Source organism: Burkholderia sp. HMSC10F09 (genome assembly GCF_001806955.1).
GTDB lineage: Bacteria > Pseudomonadota > Gammaproteobacteria > Burkholderiales > Burkholderiaceae > Burkholderia > Burkholderia multivorans.
This window is the reverse complement of sequence record NZ_KV786867.1, coordinates 14,588-32,698: the sequence shown is the minus strand read 5'-3', so window position 1 is coordinate 32,698 and position 18,111 is coordinate 14,588. Positions and strand designations below refer to the sequence as shown.

General features: G+C 67.6%; 17 protein-coding genes. 3 read left to right on the top strand and 14 right to left on the bottom strand.

Translation table 11 applies throughout. The features are described 5' to 3' along the window. From HMPREF3115_RS24070 to HMPREF3115_RS24045, 6 genes are all read right to left on the bottom strand, one after another. Window positions 1–895, bottom strand: an 895-nt coding sequence (locus HMPREF3115_RS24070; protein ID WP_070556383.1) for a glycosyltransferase family 2 protein, incomplete at its 3' end; no start/stop codon positions are given. 62 nt (window positions 896–957) lie between these two features. Beyond that, on the bottom strand, window positions 958–3,183 hold the full coding sequence (locus HMPREF3115_RS24065) for a polysaccharide biosynthesis tyrosine autokinase (protein ID WP_070556379.1): 2,226 nt from the start codon (window positions 3,181–3,183) through the stop codon (window positions 958–960). Window positions 3,184–3,248: 65 nt separating this feature from the next. Continuing rightward, complete coding sequence (locus HMPREF3115_RS24060; RefSeq protein WP_069221276.1) at window positions 3,249–4,427, bottom strand: polysaccharide biosynthesis/export family protein; 1,179 nt, start codon at window positions 4,425–4,427, stop codon at window positions 3,249–3,251. Then, window positions 4,421–4,864 (bottom strand): low molecular weight protein-tyrosine-phosphatase, encoded by a 444-nt coding sequence (locus HMPREF3115_RS24055; RefSeq protein WP_006399391.1) that lies wholly within the window; start codon window positions 4,862–4,864, stop codon window positions 4,421–4,423. Before HMPREF3115_RS24055 ends, HMPREF3115_RS24060 begins: the two co-directional genes overlap by 7 nt. Before the next feature lie 41 nt (window positions 4,865–4,905). Then, window positions 4,906–6,318 carry a UDP-glucose dehydrogenase family protein gene (locus HMPREF3115_RS24050; protein ID WP_006399390.1) on the bottom strand — a complete coding sequence of 471 codons (1,413 nt, stop codon included), beginning with the start codon at window positions 6,316–6,318 and terminating at the stop codon, window positions 4,906–4,908. A 61-nt stretch (window positions 6,319–6,379) separates the two neighbouring features. Next, complete coding sequence (locus HMPREF3115_RS24045; RefSeq protein ID WP_035488198.1) at window positions 6,380–7,753, bottom strand: undecaprenyl-phosphate glucose phosphotransferase; 1,374 nt, start codon at window positions 7,751–7,753, stop codon at window positions 6,380–6,382. Window positions 7,754–8,183: 430 nt separating this feature from the next. Here HMPREF3115_RS24045 and HMPREF3115_RS24040 point away from each other — a divergent pair, with 430 nt between their 5' ends. Beyond that, complete coding sequence (locus HMPREF3115_RS24040; protein WP_006404181.1) at window positions 8,184–9,710, top strand: mannose-1-phosphate guanylyltransferase/mannose-6-phosphate isomerase; 1,527 nt, start codon at window positions 8,184–8,186, stop codon at window positions 9,708–9,710. 100 nt (window positions 9,711–9,810) lie between these two features. Here HMPREF3115_RS24040 and HMPREF3115_RS24035 read toward each other — a convergent pair whose 3' ends face one another. From HMPREF3115_RS24035 to HMPREF3115_RS24000, 8 genes are all read right to left on the bottom strand, one after another. Next, window positions 9,811–10,743, bottom strand: coding sequence for a transposase (locus HMPREF3115_RS24035; protein WP_006404182.1), 933 nt, complete (start codon window positions 10,741–10,743; stop codon window positions 9,811–9,813). A 612-nt stretch (window positions 10,744–11,355) separates the two neighbouring features. Further along, window positions 11,356–11,937, bottom strand: a complete 582-nt coding sequence (locus HMPREF3115_RS24030; RefSeq protein ID WP_035946745.1) for a DUF3501 family protein — start codon at window positions 11,935–11,937, stop codon at window positions 11,356–11,358. Between the two features lie 24 nt (window positions 11,938–11,961). After that, entirely contained in the window at window positions 11,962–13,299 is a 1,338-nt protein-coding gene (locus tag HMPREF3115_RS24025) for a heterodisulfide reductase-related iron-sulfur binding cluster (RefSeq protein WP_065495457.1), read from the bottom strand. Between the two features lie 89 nt (window positions 13,300–13,388). Next, window positions 13,389–13,811, bottom strand: coding sequence for a rubrerythrin family protein (locus tag HMPREF3115_RS24020; protein WP_006399380.1), 423 nt, complete (start codon window positions 13,809–13,811; stop codon window positions 13,389–13,391). A 187-nt stretch (window positions 13,812–13,998) separates the two neighbouring features. Beyond that, complete coding sequence (locus HMPREF3115_RS24015; RefSeq protein ID WP_006404186.1) at window positions 13,999–15,267, bottom strand: RNA polymerase sigma factor; 1,269 nt, start codon at window positions 15,265–15,267, stop codon at window positions 13,999–14,001. Next, on the bottom strand, window positions 15,264–15,680 hold the full coding sequence (locus tag HMPREF3115_RS24010; RefSeq protein ID WP_053297856.1) for a VOC family protein: 417 nt from the start codon (window positions 15,678–15,680) through the stop codon (window positions 15,264–15,266). Before HMPREF3115_RS24010 ends, HMPREF3115_RS24015 begins: the two co-directional genes overlap by 4 nt. 25 nt (window positions 15,681–15,705) lie before the next feature. Then, entirely contained in the window at window positions 15,706–16,128 is a 423-nt protein-coding gene (locus tag HMPREF3115_RS24005) for a YciI family protein (RefSeq protein WP_035488200.1), read from the bottom strand. A 150-nt stretch (window positions 16,129–16,278) separates the two neighbouring features. After that, window positions 16,279–16,632, bottom strand: a complete 354-nt coding sequence (locus HMPREF3115_RS24000) for a YciI family protein (protein ID WP_006404189.1) — start codon at window positions 16,630–16,632, stop codon at window positions 16,279–16,281. A gap of 587 nt (window positions 16,633–17,219) precedes the next feature. Between HMPREF3115_RS24000 and HMPREF3115_RS23995 the strand changes: the two genes are divergently transcribed. Both HMPREF3115_RS23995 and HMPREF3115_RS23990 read left to right on the top strand, forming a co-directional pair. Next, window positions 17,220–17,606 (top strand): ElaB/YgaM/YqjD family protein, encoded by a 387-nt coding sequence (locus HMPREF3115_RS23995; RefSeq protein ID WP_006398038.1) that lies wholly within the window; start codon window positions 17,220–17,222, stop codon window positions 17,604–17,606. Between the two features lie 52 nt (window positions 17,607–17,658). Then, the coding region (locus HMPREF3115_RS23990) for a BPSL1445 family SYLF domain-containing lipoprotein (RefSeq protein ID WP_256276414.1) at window positions 17,659–18,111 on the top strand (453 nt) is incomplete at its 3' end.

The following is an 18,111-nucleotide window of genomic DNA, read 5'->3' as shown; positions in this document are numbered from 1 at the left end:
CGCCGCGGCGTACGGCGCGCCAGTGCGCGAGCACGCGCGCGCGGCGCGACGTCGGCAGCGCGAGCAGCAGGTGCGCGAGGCCCGGATAGACGCGCGTGCCGACGAGCGTCCACCACCACCAGGCGATCTCGCGCCGCAGCGGCGGCAGATGCTCGCGCAGCGTCAGCTGCAGGTTGTATGCGCCGTTCGCGATCGCGTTCAGCGATGCCGCGTCGCGCCGGTCGTCGTCGAAGCGCTCGGCCGGATAGTGATCGACCGCGATCGCCGGGTCGTACATCAGCTTCCAGCCGGCGCGCTGCACTTCCATGCTGAACGCGGTGTCGTTATGCGTCTGCGCGCCCGCGCCGCGCAGACGCGTGTCGAAGCGCAGGCGGGCTATCGCCGCGCGCCGATAGCTCATGTTCGCGCCCTTCAGCGTGTCGACTTCGCGCGCGCCGCCGACGCCGAGGTGGTGGTTGCCGATGATCTTGCCGGACAGCGTGAGCCGGCCGACGCATTCGCGCGACTCGTCGAGCACGCGGCCCTTCTCGTGCACCCAGTCGCGTCCGCCGACCGCGCCGACACGCGGATCGGCCGCGAACGCGGCCTCGATCCGCGCGAGCCAATCGGCGCGCGGCGCCGCATCGTCGTCGGTGATCGCAACGATGTCGCCGCTTGCCGTGTCGAGGCCCTTGTTCAACGCGGCGACCTGCCCCGGCACGTCGACCGGCACGATCCGCAGCGGCAGCCCGCTGCCGACCGCCGGATCGGCGAGCCGTTCGTGCGTGGCGTCGTCCTCCGGACGCGCGACGACGATCACCTCGTCGGGCAGCCGCTGCTGACGCTGCAGCGCCAGCAGGCAGCGCGCGAGGTCGGCCGGGCGCCGGTAGGTCGGAACGAGCACGGAAATTTTCATGGTCGGTTCTCCCGTCGGCCGGGCGGCCGCATCGCGCGACGGCCCGGTGTCGTGCAGCGCGTTCATGCGCTCAGGTATTCGTGGACGGCCGCATAGCCGCGGCCGTAGCCGCGCGTCTTCGGCGCCACGCCGTTGAAGATCCCGCCTTCGAGATCGACGCCCGCGGTGCGCAGCCGCTTGATCGCGTCCGCGATCTCGCCCGCCGTGTGCATGCCCGAGCGCAGCACGAGGAACGTCGAGCCTGCCATGCGGCCGATGATCGTCGCGTCGGTCACCGCGAGCACCGGCGGCGAATCGATCAGCACGACGTCGTAGCGCTTGCCGAGCCCTTCGAGGTATTGCGGCAGCCGTGCCGACATCAGCAACTCCGACGGATTCGGCGGACGCGTGCCGGCCGCGATGAACGACAGCCCCTGCACCGGCGTTTCGCGCACCGCCTCCTCGAGCGCCGACTGGCCGCTCAGCAGTTCGGACAGGCCCGGCTGCGCGGTCAGCCCGAAGTAGCGGTCGAGCACGCCGCGGCGCATGTCGGCGTCGATCAGCAGCACGCGCTTGCCCGAATGCGCGAGCAGCACCGCGAGGTTCACGGTCAGGAAGCTCTTGCCGATGCCGGGCGTCGGCCCGGTCAGCACGATCACGCGGTTCTTCGCGTCCATCATCGCGAACTGCATCGCGGTACGCAGGCTGCGCAGGCTTTCGACGCTGAGATCCTTCGGACGCAGGCTCGCGAGGATCGGCCGCGTGCGGCCGCCGCTCTTCTCGGCCGCCGCGTCGAGCTTCGCCTGCTCGGCGCTCTGCGGCACGAGCCCGTAGAGCGGCAGGTTGAACGCGCGCTCGACGCGGTCCGGATCCTCGATGCCCTGGAACAGGTTGCGGCGCAGGAACACGACGCCCGTGCCGAGGATCAGCCCGAGGAACACCGCGGCCGACAGGATCAGCACCTTCTTCGGCTTGACCGGCGCGCCCGGACGCAGCGCCGAGTCGATCAGATGGATGTTGCCGCCCGTGCCGGCCTTCTGCACCGACAGCTCCTGCACGCGGTTCAGCAGCAGCACGTAGATGTCTTCGGCGACCTTCGCGTCGCGCTGCAGCTGCACGGCCTTCACTTCGGTGGCCGGCAGGCTGCGGAAGCGGTTGCTGAATTTCTCCTTCTCGCCCTGCAGTTCCGCGAGCTGCTGCTTCGCGGCGATCACGAGCGGATGCGAATCGGTGAAGCGCTGCGCGAGCGACGCGAGCTGCAGCCGCTGCGCGGCGATCTGCTGTTCGTACTGCACGCTGCCTTCGAGATAGACCTTCGCCTCGTCGCTCGCGTTGATCGAGCCCGACGTGCGCTGGTACTGCGTCAGCGCGGCTTCCGCGCGTTCGAGATCGGCCTTCAGGCGCGGTTCCTCGCCCTTCAGGAAGTCGAGCATCTTGGTCGCCTCGGCCTGCTTCGCGATCACATGCTGGTGCAGATACGACTGCGCGAGCGCGTTGGCGATCGCGGCCGTCTGCTCCGGATCCTTGCCTTCGAGAGAGATCTGCACGACGCCCGTCTGCTTGCCCTGCTCGGACACCTGGATGCCCGACTGGAAGCCGGTGATCGCGTCGAGATCGTTGTAGCGCGTAACCGTAAACTGCGTGCCGGGGCGCGCGACGAGCTTCTGCACGAGCAGCGTGACGCCGCCGCCCTGCGCCGACTCGCCGACGCGGCCGGTCAGCAGCCGCATGCCGTTCTCGTCGGTCAGCACGTAGTTGCCGTTCGGCCCGGCCGTCAGCGTCAGCTTCTTGCCCTCGAGCGCGGGCACGACGTTGATCGAGTCGATGTCGGCGATCTCGCCGCCCCACGCGTACGATTTCAGGCCGAGCCACGGACGCGCCGGTTCGCCGGGCGTCGCAAGCCGCGCCGTGAGGCTGCCGAGCAGCGGGATCGTCTTCGGCACGACCGAGAAGTTCAGCTTGAACTGCTCGACGACCGGCGCGACCACGCCGCGGCTCTTGATGATCTCGATCTCCGCGTCGGTCGGCGCCTGCTGCGGGCCGCTGTTGATCATCGCGCCGGTCTGCGTCTGCGTGAGCGCCTGCGTCGTGTTGTCGTTGCCTTCGACGCGCACGTGCACGTCCGCCTGATACACCGGCTTCGCGACGTAGCAGTAGAGGCCGGCGAGCGCGACGACCGCCACCGCGATGCCGAGCAGCAGCCAGATGTCGTCGAGGATCACCTGCAGCAGCTGGCCGAGGACGACGTCCTCTTCGTCGGTCTTCGCGGTCGGATCCGCGTAGGAGTGTTTCACTTGCGTGTTCACCATTCGTTCCCGCTTGAGTGGTGCCGGGGCGCAGACGCCGCCCCGGCGGATGGCCGCCCTGTGCGGCGTCAGCGCGTGATCTGCCGCATGTAGAAGATCGTCTGGATCGTCGGCAGCACCTGCTGCAGCACGCGGTTGAACTGCACCGAGCCCGCGGTGCTCACGTACACGACGTCGAGCGGCTGCAGCGGGAAGCGGCTCGACAGCATCAGCGCGTCGGGCTGCGTCATGTCGAGACGGAACACTTCGGGCTTCGTCGGGTTGTCGCGCATCCCGCGCATCACGTAGATCTTGCGCGGGTTCGCGTCGGTGTCGAGAATCCCGCCGCCGGCCGTCAGCGCATCGGCGATCGTCAGGCGGCCCTTGAGCATCGGCACCGTGACCGGCGTCTTCACCTCGCCCATGATGAACACGCGGCTGTCGCTGCGGTCCGGCACGTTGATGATGTCGCCCGGCTGCAGCATCACGTTCTGCCGCACTTCGCCGCGGTCGAGCACGCCGTTCGCGTCGAGCGTGTACAGCTTGCCGTCGCGCGTGAGGCGCACGCGCTGCAGGTCGGCCTCGGCCGTCGAGCCGCCCGAGCGCGAGATCGCGTCGACGAGCGTCAGCGGCACGTCGCTGACCGCGAGCGGGCCCGGCTGCTTCACCTCGCCCGTCACCTGCACCTTCTGGCTGCGGAACGACAGCACGCGCACGTCGATCTGCGGATTCTTCACGTAGCGCGCGAGGCGCGAGGTCAGTTCGTCGCGGATCTGCCCGACCGTCTTGCCGGCCGCGCGGATGCGCCCGACGAACGGGAAATAGATCGTGCCGTCCGCGGCGACGGTCTGTCCGTACGGATCTGCCTGGCCCGGCAGCGCGCTCGTATACGGCTGCTGCAGCGCGCCCGCGACGGTCTGCGTCGTATTGCCGCCGCTCGAGAACGACTGGCCCTGCGGCGTCGTCAGCTCCGGGTGATCCCACACGGTGACGCCGAGGATGTCCTGCGGGCCGACGTGATACACGTACTGCGACGGATCCGTATAGCGGCCCGGCGGCAGCGGATGCTCGACCTGCTGCTTCTGCAGCTGGTCCATCACGAGCTTGGCGTCGATGTAATGAACCGGATAGGTTTCGGGCTGGCCCTGCCGGCCGTCGTCCTTCAGGTTCGACGAGTCGAGGTAGTTGCCGGGGGCGGTCGCGCACGCGGACAGGAAAGTCGTCAGCGCGACGGCAAGCGCCACCGGGCGCATCGAGCGTTTCAGCATAGTTTTTGCAGCCATCCTTGAACCAGACGTTCGATCAATGAGTAGCTCTCGCGATAGTCGGCCTCGGGGCCGCCATGCGGATCGGCGATCTCGGCGTCTTCCCACTTGCCGAGCAGATGAACCTTGCCGCGCGCGAACGGATCGATCGCTTCCACGGCCGCGATCTGCGCACGCTCGCTGACGAGGATCAGGTCCGCGTCGCGCACGATCCGGCGCGACAGCCGCCGCGACCGGTGCGTCGTCGCATCGACGCCGCGCTCGGCGAGCAGCCGCCGCATCACCGGATCGATGCCGTCGCCGTCGTTCGCGCGAACGCCGGCCGAATGAAACGTCGCACGCGGCCCGCCGCGCGATGCGGCGTGCGACTTGAACAGCATTTCCGCCGCGGGGCTGCGGCAGACGTTCGCGTGACAGACGATCAGGATGTTCCGGAACATGGCGTGTCGTGACGAGTAGCGGGAAACGGCGCGTGCACCGGTCACGCGCTGGCGCGGGCGGCGCCCGGCGCGCGCGCGGCGACGGCCTGCCGCGAGCCCGGACGGCCGATCGGGTGATACTCGATGCCGTGCTCGCTCATCGTGTCGGGCTCGTAGAGGTTGCGGCCGTCGAAGATCACGGGCGCTTTCCACAGCCGGCCGAGCGCGGCGAAATCGGGGCTCTTGAACGCCTTCCATTCGGTGACGATCACGAGCGCATCGGCATCGCGCGCGGCCTGCGCCTCGTCGTCGACGAAGCTGAGCCGTTCGAGCCACTCCGGACGATCGGCGAGATCGAGCGCGAGCACGCGGCGCGCCTCGCGCTGCGCGACGGGGTCGTACGCGGCGACGCGTGCGCCGCGCGACAGCAGCTCGGCGATCAGTTCGCGGCTCGGCGCCTCGCGCATGTCGTCGGTGTTCGGCTTGAACGCGAGCCCCCAGAGGCCGAACGTGCGGCCCGTCAGATCCTCGCCGAAGCGCGCGACGATCTTCTCGGCAAGCACGCGCTTTTGCGCGGCGTTCACCGACGACACGGCCTTCAGGATCTGCAGCGTATGCCCGTGTTCATCGGCCGTGCGGATCAGCGCCTCGACGTCCTTCGGGAAGCACGAGCCGCCGTAGCCGCAGCCGGCATAGAGGAAGTGATAGCCGATGCGCGGATCGGAGCCGATCCCGCGCCGCACCGATTCGATGTCGGCGCCGAAACGGTCGGCGAGGTTCGCGAGCTCGTTCATGAACGAGATGCGCGTCGCGAGCATCGCGTTGGCCGCGTACTTCGTGAATTCGGCGGAACGCACGTCCATGTACAGCGTGCGTTCGTGATTGCGGTTGAACGGCGCGTACAGCTTCTTCATCAGCTCGCGGGCGCGCTCGCCCGGCACGTCGTCGTCGCAGCCGATCACGATGCGGTCGGGCCGCGTGAAGTCGTCGACCGCCGCCCCTTCCTTCAGAAACTCCGGGTTCGACACGACCGAGAACATCGAATCGTCGCCGCGCTTCGCGAGCTCTTCCGCGACCGCCGCGCGCACGCGCTCCGCGGTGCCGACCGGCACCGTCGACTTGTCGACGATCACCTTGAAGCCCTTCATGTAGCGGCCGATGTTGCGCGCGGCCGCGAGCACGTACTGCAGGTCGGCCGAGCCGTCCTCGTCGGGCGGCGTGCCGACCGCGATGAACTGCACGTCGCCGTGCGCGACGGCCGCCTCGACGTCGGTCGAAAAACGCAGGCGGCCGGCCGCGCGGTTGCGCGCGATCACTTCCTTCAGGCCCGGCTCGTGGATCGGCACGCCGCCGTCGTTCAGCACGTCGATCTTCGCCTGGTCGACGTCGAGACAGAACACGTCGTGGCCGATGTCGGCGAGACAGGCGCCCGTGACCAGACCTACGTAACCGCTGCCGATGATAGTGAGATTCATGATGTGTCGGACCTCTTGACCAATGATTCGAAATTCGTGAAGCCGCGCATGCGGCGCCGCGTCAGTACGCGTTGCTGCCCGTGAAGCCTTTCCACAGCGTCAGCGCGACGATCTTGATGTCGAGCCAGAACGACCAGTTCTGCATGTAGTACAGATCGAGCTTCACGCGCCCCATCATCTTCTCGATCTGGTCGGTCTCGCCGCGATAGCCGTTGATCTGCGCCCAGCCGGTGATGCCGGGCTTGATCCGGTAGCGGAACATGTAGCCCTTGACCAGATCCTTGTAGATGTCGTCGTGCGCGAGCGCATGCGGACGCGGACCGACGACCGACATTTCGCCCTTCAGCACGTTGATGAACTGCGGCAGTTCGTCGAGGCTCGTGCGGCGCAGGAACCGGCCGACGGGCGTCACGCGCGAGTCGTTCTTCGTTGCCTGCGTCACCGTGCCCGCCGCTTCCTGATGCACCTTCATCGAGCGGAACTTGTAAATCTCGAACTCGTGTCCGTCGATGCCCTTGCGCTTCTGCCGGAAGAACACGGGCCCCGGCGAGGTCGCCTTGATCAGGCACGCGATCACGAGCATCAGCGGCGCGAGCATCACGAGCGCGGCAAGCGCGAACATCCGGTCGAACACGAACTTCGGCAGGATCCGCACGTCGGTGATCGGCGACGCCGCGAGGTTGATGGCCGGCACGCCGAGCACCTCGACCACTTCCTGGTTGAAGAACGACAGACTGCGCACGTCCGGAATGAAGCGGATGTTGACGAAGTCGTGACGAAACACCGTGACGATCTGATGAATCCGCCGCTCTTCCGAAATCGGCAACGTCAGCCACAGCTCGCGGATCGCGCGGCTGCGCACGAGCCAGACCAGCGATTCGAACTGCCGCTCGATACGCACGTCGTCGAGCGCGACGTCGCCGGGCGCCGCGTCCTCGTCGTACACGCACACCGGGTTGAAGCCCGCCTCCGGACGCGCACGCATCTGCGCGATCAGCCGCCGCGCAGCCGGCGTGCCGCCGACGATCGCGACCGCCTTCAGGTTGAAGCCGCCGCGACGCAGCCGCCGCAGCACCGCATGCACGCACGCCTTCGAGCCGGCGAGCAGCGTGACCGTCGCGATCGCCCAGTAGCCGAGCCACAGCCGCGACAGTTCGCCCGACTGATGAAAGCTGAAACTCATCAGGATGCCGGCAAGCTCGACGACGAGCCATGCGAACGCGACGCGGCCCATCAGCCCGACGAGCCGCTTGCCGCGCCAGGACTGATAGATGCCGAATGCAGGAAAGCACACGACGACGAGCAGGCAGTCGAACAGCACCATCGTGCGCTGCAGGTCGCTGAACCACACGTTGCCGCGATGCAGCGCGGCGGCGATCAGCGCTCCCGCCACGACCATCGCGATATCGATGACTCTCGCCAGCACGCTCAACATGTTCGCTTCCTCTTTGAACAGTCGTTTGCCGAACAGCTCCTCGTGCAGCCCGTGCCGCACCTTCGATTCAAACGTTGCATGTCGCTATTGAACCGACAAGAAAATTCCTCCCGCAAGCGCACAAGTATTTCGAAAAATAATCGGCAATTCTTGCCGCGCGGTTCGCGAATTAAATCGGCATGTTTTCCCGCTTATTTCCACCGACGCGCATATTTCGGAAGCATTTCGTCGGCCTGAACCCGTTGTCGGGTCTATCTCGGCGGCCGGTGCGCCGAATTATTTTTTATTTTTTTATCGTGCTGCCCGCGAGGCGCGGAAAATTTTCCCGTGGCAATGAAACGGCAATGATAGACAAAGGCGTTCGATTTTATTGTCGATTTACTTCGTGCTACAACGAAAGGCACTGACTTCAATCGAGGAGAGTGCCATCATGAATGCCCCGACCGTGACGGCCGACACGCACGACGTCGCCGCTGCCGCCCCTGCCGTCGGCACGCGCGTCGCCGTGCAGCCGGTGATCCTTGCCGGCGGTTCCGGCACGCGCCTGTGGCCGATGTCGCGCGAACACTATCCGAAGCAGCTGATCGGCCTGCTCGGCGACCATTCGCTGCTGCAGTCCACCGCGCTGCGTCTCGACGGCCTGACGGCCGGCCATCCGCTGAACGACGACGTGCTGATCGTCTGCGGCGAAGATCATCGCTTCACGACCGCCGAACAGTTGCGTCTGACCGGCAAGCGCGCATCGATCGTGCTCGAGCCGATCGGCCGCGACACCGCGCCCGCGCTGACGCTGGCCGCGCTGAAGATCGTCGCGAGCGGCGACGATGCAGTCATGACCGTGATGCCGGCCGACCATGCGGTCGCCGATCTGCCGCGCTTTCACGCGGCCGTCGCGGCCGGCGTGCACTGCGCGGCGCAAGGCCGCATCGCGACGATGGGCATCGTGCCCGATCGCGCGGAGACGGGCTACGGCTACATCCGCGTCGGCGCGCCGCTCGGCGACGCCGGCACCGGCAGCCTCGACGTGCGCCGCCTCGACCGCTTCGTCGAGAAGCCGCATCTCGAACTCGCGCAGCAGTACGTCGCGTCCGGCGAATACTGGTGGAACAGCGGGATCTTCATCGTGCGCGCGTCGGTCTGGCTGAACGCGATCCGCGAACTCGAGCCCGCGATCTATGCGGCCTGCGAGCAGGCGATCGCGCAGGGTCGCGACGACGGCGACTTCTTCCGCGTCGATCGCGACGCGTTCGCCGCGTCGCCGTCGAACTCGATCGACTACGCCGTGATGGAGCCGCTCGCGAACCGGCCGTCGCTCTGCGAAAGCGTCGTCGTGCCGCTCGATGCGGGCTGGTCCGACGTCGGGTCGTGGGACGCGATCTGGCAGATCCTGCCGAAGGACGATGCGGACAACGTCGGCCGCGGCCACGTGCTGTTCGAGAATGCCGACTCGACGTTCGCGCATGCGGAAAGCCGGCTCGTCGCGTGCGTCGGCACGCATAATCTCGTCGTCGTCGAAACGCCGGACGCCGTGCTCGTCGCCGACAAGTCGCGCGTGCAGGACGTGAAGAAAATCGTCGGGCGCATCAAGGCCGAACACGGCGCGGAAGCGACCGACCACCGCAAGGTGCATCGTCCGTGGGGCCATTACGATTCGGTTGACATGGGCGAGCGCTTCCAGGTGAAGCGCATCGTCGTGAAGCCCGGCGCGCGGCTGTCGCTGCAGATGCATCATCATCGCGCCGAGCACTGGATCGTCGTGCGCGGCACCGCGCGCATCACGCGCGGCGACGAGACCTTCCTGCTGTCGGAGAACGAATCGACCTATATCCCGCTCGGCGTCTCGCATCGCCTCGAGAATCCCGGCAAGATGCCGCTCGAGCTGATCGAGGTGCAGTCGGGCGCGTATCTCGGCGAAGACGACATCGTGCGCTTCGACGATACGTACGGCCGTCAGTAACGCGAAAAAAAACGGGGCGCCGCATCGCGGCACCCCGGCATCGAACGGCTGGTCGTCGAACGCACGCGGGCAAGGCCCGCGCGTGTCGCGTACGCGCCGTTCAACCGACGCGATACGCGTATTCGTGGCGATCGCCCTGCCCCGGATCGTTGCGGCTCTCCGCCAGCGCGCCCGAAGAACGACGCTCGGCGATGAAGCGCTTGATGTCCGACTCCGCACGCGCGAGCGCGGACAGCCCGGCGATCACTTCGCTTTGCGGCGCACGCAGCGGCGTGTCGCTTGCACCGTGTCGGTCGACCCACTGACGCGCCCAGTCGAGCGCATACTGCTCGGCTTCCTCCGGATCGGTGAAGCGCGGGCCGATCAGCCCCGAGCGTTCGACGCGCCGGTCGTCCTGCACGATCTCGGCCCAGGCGCGATACATCAGGTTCTGCACTGGCTGCGCGATGCCGTAGATCGTATAGCCGCGATACTCGTCGATCTGCGGCTCGGCGGAGCCGAAGCTCGCGGACGACACGCGCGCATGACGCAGCGGCGAGCCGGGCACCGCGAACGACGTGCGGCGCGGCGCCTCCTCTTCGTCGTGCGGGGCGACGTGCGACGCGCCTTCGCCGTTCCACGCGGGCGATTGCGCGACCGGCAGTTGCCACGACTCCGGGTTCTGCCAGAACACGCCGCGCAGGCGCGCGGCTTCCGGCGCCGGTTCCGCGGGGCACGCGGGCGCGGCCGGTGCGGGCGGCGGCGGCACGTAGGCGAACGTGCGGCCGCTGAACTGCGTGAGCACGTCGATCATCTGCAGCAGCGTGCCGTTCGCGAGCCATTCCTCATAGCGGCGACGACACGTAGGGCCCGACGGATAGCGTCCCGGCAATTTCGACCAGGCCTCGCCCGTGGTCAGGATCCAGAGCACCGCATTGGCGACGACGCGCGGCTCCGCGCGCGGCCGGCCCCGGCGGTTCAGCCGGATGGGTTCATCGGCGATCAGCGGTGAAAGACGAAACCACTCTTCATCGTTAAGCTCATCGAAGAACATAGTAGATCTCTCCACGCAGCCAGGCCGGGGCTGCGATCGGCGGCGCCGCTGCGACAGGTCGCGGCGGCGGCCAGGTTGCACATTATGGTTATCCGGTTGTGCATGCCGGCTCGACACCGCACAGCGACGGTGCCGCGATTCCCGGCAATGGCGCACAGATCGCGGTCTCACTCCAATGTGGGAATTTTTGTGCACGAAGCATACCACCGCTAGGGTTTGTCTCAATATGACAATGACTTAATGTTACGTACTGAAACAACCTGCCAAACATGCCGATTCCGTTTATCGATCGATTTTTTTAAGCGATGTTTATCGGCGCGGCCGCAAAGGCCCGCGGGACGGGGCTCTGCGGGATGTCGCAGCGCACGCCGCGACAGCGCTCGGCACGTGATCCGACCCTATCCGGTAACAAAATGGCTGCGCTTCCGTTGAAATCGGTAAATCCTGGATAAATACGTAACAAAACGCACGCGAATCGGTAAATCATTCGAATCGCCCGCGCGTCGATTATCCCGATGCACAATCTTTTAATTGTTTCTCTGCGAGCAATGAAAGCGACGTGACGCGGCACGCACGGTGTTTCCCTGCATGCAAGCGTGCGAGTGCGCGAGATCAGCGCAGATCGCCGACCAGCGACGTCGTCACGTCGCGATCGATCGGTTGCGCGGGCAACGTGTAGGCGGGATGGTCGCAGCCGATCGACAGCGCCGCGCCGTCCTTCAGCGCGGCACGCATCGGCGCGCTCAGTTCGAAGCGCACGAAATGCACGGCCGAGGTCTTCTGCGCGTTGTCGCGTTCGAGATCCTCGTCGGCGATCGCATACACCGGCTCGTGCCCGTCGACCTGCACGTAGACGCGATCCTCGATCCCGATCAGCCGCGCGAGCGCCGCGCGCCGTTCGGCCTCGTGCTCGTACTCGATCTGCATCGTGGCCTTCAGGTTCGTGCCGTCCGGCACGAGCGGCAGATACGCTTCGAGTTCGCCTTCGATGCCCGCTTGGTCGAAGATCTTCTCGATGTGCAGCATCTCCTGGATCTGATAGCGGATCGTCGTCTCGTCCTCGAACAGGAAGCGCAGATGGTTGCCGAGCGACACCGCACGACGACGCTTGTAGGCGACGAGCCGTGCGTGTTCGGCCTTGCGGATCTTCGCGTACGCTTCGAGCGTCAGCAGGGAATCGCGGGTCAGCGTCATCGCCATGTCCTCGTTCGTCGTCGGTCAGATGCCGTATGCGCGTCGCAGCAGCGTCAGCGGATGCGCGAGCGGCGCCGCCCGCAGCCCCTTTTCGTCGATGCCCTGCGCGATGTGATGGCCGGCCAGCGCACAGTCGGACGCGATCACGTCCGGCTGCGGTTCGGCCATCGCCGCGAACACCGGGCCGCCGATCCGCATCGCGTCCGCATGGAACGCCTTCTTCACGCCGAACGTGCCGGCGTGTCCCGAGCAGCGCTCGACCACCTTCACGCGCGTATCGGGCACGAGCGACAGCGCGTCGGCCGTCTTGCGCCCGATGTTCTGCACGCGCGCGTGGCACGGCACGTGATACGACACGGTGCCGAGCGCCTGCGTGAAATCGGTCTTCAGCAGACCGTCGCGATGCCGCGCGATCAGGTATTCGAACGGATCCCAGAACGCGTCGGCGACGGCGCGCACTGCCGCGTCGTCCGGAAACATCAGCGGCAGCTCGCTCTTGTACATCAGCACGCAGCTCGGAATCGCGCCGAGCAGCGCGTAGCCGTCGCGCGCGTAGCGTTCGAGCACCGGCACGTTCGCTGCCTTCTTCGCGGCGACGCCGGCGAGATTGCCCTGTTCGAGCATCGGCATGCCGCAGCACGCTTCGCGCGTCACGAGTTCGTACGGGATGTCGTTGTGCGCGAGGATCGCGAGCAGGTCGTGGCCGATGCCCGGTTCGTTGAAGTTCACGTAGCAGGTCGCGTAGACCGCGACCTTGCCCGGCGTGCGTTCGCCGTCGCGCACCGGCGGTGCGGACGAGCGCGCGGCCCCGCGCCGGAACGTGCGCGGCGCGAACTCGGGCAGCCAGGCGCGGCGGTCGACGCCGAGCACCGCCTCGAGCGCGTGGCGCGCGGGCGGCGTGCGGTTCACCGCGTTCACCGTCTGCGTGACGACCGGGATGCCGGCGAGATGGCCGAGCGCGTCGGTGTTCGACAGCACCTTGTCGCGCAGCGCGACCTCGCCGCGCTTGTAGCGTGCGGCCTTCGCGCGCAGCATCAGATGCGGAAAGTCGACGTTCCATGCGTGCGGCGGCACGTATGGACACTTCGTCATGTAGCAGAGATCGCACAGATAGCACTGATCGACGACGTTGCCGAACGCCTGCTTCGGCACTTCGTCGATGTCGCCGGACGGCGTGTCGTCGACGAGGTCGAACAGCGATGGAAACGCGCCGCACAGCGACACGCAGCGACGGCATCCGGCGCAGATGTCGAACACGCGCGTCATCTCCGCATCGATGGCGGCCTGGTCGTAGAACGCGTCCGACTGCCAGTCGAGCGGATGCCGCGTCGGCGCTTCGAGACTGCCTTCCTTGTGAGGCATGGGATGCTCCAGCGGCGCGCGCAGGCGCGCCAGCGCGGCCCGCGCGGGGCGGGCAGCGACGGACGAACGGTGGCGCGCGAGCGGCCGCGTCAGTCGACGAGGCCTTCCAGTGCCTTCGTGTAGCGGTTCGCGTGACTGCGCTCGGCCTTCGCGAGCGTCTCGAACCAGTTCGCGATCTCGTCGAAGCCTTCTTCGCGCGCCGTCTTCGCCATGCCCGGATACATGTCGGTGTATTCGTGCGTCTCGCCGGCGATCGCCGATTCGAGGTTCAGCCGCGACGATCCGAACGGCAGGCCGGTCGCCGGATCGCCGACGGTCTCCAGATATTCGAGGTGGCCGTGCGCGTGACCGGTCTCGCCTTCGGCGGTCGAGCGAAACAGCGCGGCGATGTCGTTCTGGCCTTCGACGTCGGCCTTCGACGCGAAATACAGATAGCGCCGGTTCGCCTGCGATTCGCCGGCAAACGCGGCCTTCAGGTTCTCTTCGGTTTTGCTGCCCTTGAGTTCAGCCATTTGCGCCTCCGTTCGAGTCGGCGCGGCCGCGTAAAAGACCGGGCCGATGAAGTATGTGGGGAGCGATGCATGCGTGCGCGGCACGTATCGTGCTCTTTAATCTAGGTGCTCGCGCGCGCTACCCCCAATAGGCTTTTTCAATCCGGCCGATAGCGCGCGGGCGGCAGGCGAAAGCGCGCCGGCTGAATCACGCGTCGGTCGCGCGCTTGAGCAGCAGCTCCCTTTCGCGTTCGTTGCGCGTCAGCTCCGCCGCGCGGCGAAACTCGGCCTTCGCTTCGTCGGCGCGGCCGAGCTTCGCGAGCAGGTCGCCGCGCACGCTCGGCAGCCAGTGATAGCGCGCGAGCGCCGGATCGTCGCGCAGCGCGTCGACGAGTTCGAGCGCGGCGGCCGGCCCGAACGCCATGCCGACCGCGACCGCGCGATTCAATTCGACGACGGGCGACGGTGCGACTTCGGCGAGCGCGTCGTACAGCGCGACGATCTGCGCCCAGTCGGTGTCGGCCGCACGGCGCGCGCGCGCGTGGCACGCGGCCAGCGCCGCCTGCAGGGCGTAAGGCCCGCGCACGCCGCCGAGCTTCGTCGCGCGCTCGAGCGCCGCGAGCCCGCGCCGGATCAAGAGCGGATCCCAGCGGCCGCGATCCTGATCGAGCAGCAGCACGGGCCTGCCCTGCGCATCGGTGCGCGCATGCATCCGCGACGCCTGCAGTTCCATCAGCGCGACGAGCCCGAGCACTTCGCTTTCGTTCGGCGCGAGCCCGGCCAGCACGCGGCCGAGCCGCAGCGCCTCGTCGCAGAGCGCCGGGCGCATCCAGTCGTCGCCGGCCGTCGCCGCATAGCCTTCGTTGAAGATCAGATAGATCACTTCGAGCACCGACGCGAGCCGCGCAGGTCGCGCGTCGGCGGCCGGCACCTCGAAGGGCACGCGCGCGGCCGCGAGCGTGCGCTTCGCCCGCACGATCCGCTGTGCGATGGTCGGCTCCGGCGTCAGGAATGCGCGCGCGATCTCGCCCGTCGTCAGGCCGCCGAGCAGCCGCAGCGTCAGCGCGACGCGCGCATCGGTCGACAGCACCGGATGGCACGCCGTGAAGATCAGTCGCAGCAGATCGTCGCCGATGTCGTCGTCGCGCGCGTCGGCGAGCGCATCGGCGATGTCCGGCACCACGTGCGCTTCGAGCGCGTCGAGCTCGTGGCCGAGCTGGCTGCGCTTCGCCGCATGCAGCGCTTCCTGCCGGACCCGATCGAGCGCGCGCCGCTTCACGGCCGTCATCAGCCACGCGGCCGGATTGTCGGGCACGCCGTCGACCGGCCAGTGCTCGAGCGCGGCGACGAGCGTGTCCTGCGCAAGCTCCTCGGCCACGCCGACGTCGCGTACCACGCGCGCGGCCCGCGCGATGATCTTCGGCGCCTCGATGCGCCACACGGCTTCGATGGCACGATGCGTCGCGTCATGCGTCACGATGCCTCCGCCGCGGCATGCGCGCCCGGTTCGACATGGATCAGCCCCCACGCGTGGCCGTCCGGATCGGTGAACGCATGGCCATACATGCCGGGATACTCGTCCGGCGCGTCCGGCACGGTGCCGCCGGCCGCGCGCGCGGCGGCCACCACGCGATCGACCTCGTCGCGGCTCTCGCACGACAGGCACGGCAGGATCTGCACGTGCGTCGCCGGTTCGACGATCGTCTTGTCGGTGAAGGTCTGGAAGAACGGCCGCACGAGCAGCATCGCGAAGATCGCGGCGCCGATCCGCAGGCAGGCGGCCTGCTCGGTCGTGTAGGCCGGCTCGATCGCGAAGCCGAGCGCCTGATAGAAGGTCTGCGCGCGCGGCAGGTCGGTCACGGGCAGATTCACGAAGATCGCGTTGTGCATGGCGCTCGCTCCGGTGACGATAGCGTCAGACTGCGTGGCCGAGGCCGGTCTGGATGTCGCGGAACCGCTCGACCGCGTCGCTCGGCGTCAGGTCGTCGAGTTCCAGGAGCGGACGCACCTCGATCTCCGCATCCATCTCGGCGCCGAACGGTGCCGGGAAGCGGCGCGTCCATTCGAGCGCTTCTTCGCGCGAGCGCACCTGGATCAGCGTGTAGCCGGCGATCAGTTCCTTCGTTTCCGCGAACGGCCCGTCGATCACCGTGCCCTTGCCGCGCGTGTATCGCACGCGCCAGCCCTGGGCGCTGGGCTGCAGGCCCGTCGCGTCGAGCAGCACGCCCGCTTTCGCGAGTTCCTCGTGATAGACCGTCATCGCCTCGACCAGCCGGTCGTCCGGCAACGCACCGGACTCGCTGACCGCATTCGCCCGCACCATGATCATGAATCGCATCGCTCGCTCCTTGTCGTCGGTGGAAAACGGCATCGATTCATCGACGCCTTGTCCGAACGACGAACGGCCCGCGGCCGGATCGACGCGCGGCGCATCGCATCAGGGTAAATACCTAGTCAAACGACGGACAGGCGCCGACGCGGCGCGGCCTCACAGAAAACACGGACCGACCGCGCGGACCTCGACCGTGCACCATTGCGCGGCCGGGCACGCGCGCGCGATGTCGAGCGCTTCGTCGCGCGTCTCGACGTCGACGAGGAAAAAGCCGCCGACCATCTCCTTCGCCTCGGCGAACGGGCCGTCGACGATGCGCGTCTCGCCGTCGCGTACCTGCACGCGCGTGCCGCGCTCCGAGCGCTCGAGCGATTCGACCGCGCGCAGCACGCCGCGCGCTTTCAGCGATTCGGCGAAATCGACCATCCGCGCGTAAAGCGCCTGCCCTTCCTCGAGCGTGCGTTCGGCACGCTGATCGGTCGGTTCGACGATCAACAGCATGTACGACATGAGTGTGTCTCCTTGTGCAAATGCGCTGCATCGCGGCGATGCGGCCGATGCGGGCCGGCGCGCGGGCGGGATTCCGGATTGTCGTACCGACGGCCGCCGCTGTCACGCGCGCAAGAACGCGCCGGCATCCGACTGCTCGCGCAATCGGTGCTCGATTACAACACCATGCGCGTCGCGCGCATTCCGTGCCTGCCGGGCGGCCACCGTGCGCCGCGGCATACCGCCCGCCGCGCCCCGTCCCGTGCGGCTCGCGCGCAGGCGGGCGCGAGCGGGCACGGATGCTGCTCCAGCTCAAGAGGCGCATGGTGCAATTGCATCAACATAAGCCATGCAACGGCACTATTTACCGGACACGTCGCCGACGCGATATTTACCGCACTTTCGTTCGCACGGTCGTCTCACACGTTGCCCGGTTCGAACCGCGCATTTTTTATCGGCCGCGCGGCCGCGTGCGGCGGGCGACCGGGCCGTCAGGCAAACCAATCGAAACGGGTTTCGAAACTTGATTCGGTTATCGGAATCACATTCGTTGTTGCGATTCGCCTTATCGTCAAACTTTTTGCGTGGACCAAAGGAGGATAAACACCATGGCGCTCACCGACTCGATCGAACACAAGCTCGACCGCGGCTTGTCCGAAGTCCGGCGCACGGGCCGGCGCGTGGGCCGCACGACGCGTTCCGCCGCCCGCGATCTGCAGGCGGACGTGCAGGACGATCTGCGCGGGCTGGTCGACGAACTCGAAGATCTGCTGAAGAACGACGGCGACGGCGATATCGCCGCGCTGCGCAAGCGCGTGCAGGCACGCCTCGACGAAGCGCGCAGCACGCTCGACTACGCGTCGGGCACCGCAGCCGCGCGACTGCGCGATTCGGCCGAACGCGTGTCGCAGGTCGTGCACGAGAACCCGTGGCAGACCGCGGGCGTCGTCGCCGGCCTCGCGTTCGTTGCGGGCCTGCTCCTTGCCCGCCGTTGAACGGGGCCGGCCGCCCCGCCCGTCCTCAACCAGACAACGAAGGAGAACCGCCATGCAGAAATCCCTCGCCATGAAAGCCGCCGCCGCCGTGATGCTCGGCAGTCTCGCACTCGCCGGCTGCACGACCACGCCGAACAAGTCCGACACCGCCTCGACGAGCGCATCGAAGCGCGAATCGATCGACGCGAGCGTCAACGCGACGCTGTCGCGCCTGTATTCGACCGTACCGGGTTCGCGCGACCTGGTCGCCAAGGCGCGCGGCGTGCTCGTGTTCCCGAACGTGCTGCAGGCCGGCTTCATCGTCGGCGGCCAGTCCGGCAACGGCGCACTGCGCGTCGGCGGCAGCACCGTCGGCTACTACAACACGTCGTCGCTGTCGGTCGGCCTGCAGGCCGGCGCGCAGTCGAAGGCGATCGTGTTCCTGTTCATGACGCAGCAGGCGCTCGACGAGTTCCGCAACTCGGACGGCTGGTCGGCCGGCGCCGGCGCATCGGTCGCGCTCGTG

Coding starts and splice junctions, on each gene's coding strand:
- HMPREF3115_RS24065 (WP_070556379.1), bottom strand. CDS start 3,183: ATGGTGAACACGCAAGTGAAACACTCCTACGCGGATCCGACCGCGAAG.
- HMPREF3115_RS24060 (WP_069221276.1), bottom strand. CDS start 4,427: ATGCTGAAACGCTCGATGCGCCCGGTGGCGCTTGCCGTCGCGCTGACG.
- HMPREF3115_RS24055 (WP_006399391.1), bottom strand. CDS start 4,864: ATGTTCCGGAACATCCTGATCGTCTGTCACGCGAACGTCTGCCGCAGC.
- HMPREF3115_RS24050 (WP_006399390.1), bottom strand. CDS start 6,318: ATGAATCTCACTATCATCGGCAGCGGTTACGTAGGTCTGGTCACGGGC.
- HMPREF3115_RS24045 (WP_035488198.1), bottom strand. CDS start 7,753: ATGTTGAGCGTGCTGGCGAGAGTCATCGATATCGCGATGGTCGTGGCG.
- HMPREF3115_RS24040 (WP_006404181.1), top strand. CDS start 8,184: ATGAATGCCCCGACCGTGACGGCCGACACGCACGACGTCGCCGCTGCC.
- HMPREF3115_RS24035 (WP_006404182.1), bottom strand. CDS start 10,743: ATGTTCTTCGATGAGCTTAACGATGAAGAGTGGTTTCGTCTTTCACCG.
- HMPREF3115_RS24030 (WP_035946745.1), bottom strand. CDS start 11,937: ATGACGCTGACCCGCGATTCCCTGCTGACGCTCGAAGCGTACGCGAAG.
- HMPREF3115_RS24025 (WP_065495457.1), bottom strand. CDS start 13,299: ATGCCTCACAAGGAAGGCAGTCTCGAAGCGCCGACGCGGCATCCGCTC.
- HMPREF3115_RS24020 (WP_006399380.1), bottom strand. CDS start 13,811: ATGGCTGAACTCAAGGGCAGCAAAACCGAAGAGAACCTGAAGGCCGCG.
- HMPREF3115_RS24010 (WP_053297856.1), bottom strand. CDS start 15,680: ATGCACAACGCGATCTTCGTGAATCTGCCCGTGACCGACCTGCCGCGC.
- HMPREF3115_RS24005 (WP_035488200.1), bottom strand. CDS start 16,128: ATGCGATTCATGATCATGGTGCGGGCGAATGCGGTCAGCGAGTCCGGT.
- HMPREF3115_RS24000 (WP_006404189.1), bottom strand. CDS start 16,632: ATGTCGTACATGCTGTTGATCGTCGAACCGACCGATCAGCGTGCCGAA.
- HMPREF3115_RS23995 (WP_006398038.1), top strand. CDS start 17,220: ATGGCGCTCACCGACTCGATCGAACACAAGCTCGACCGCGGCTTGTCC.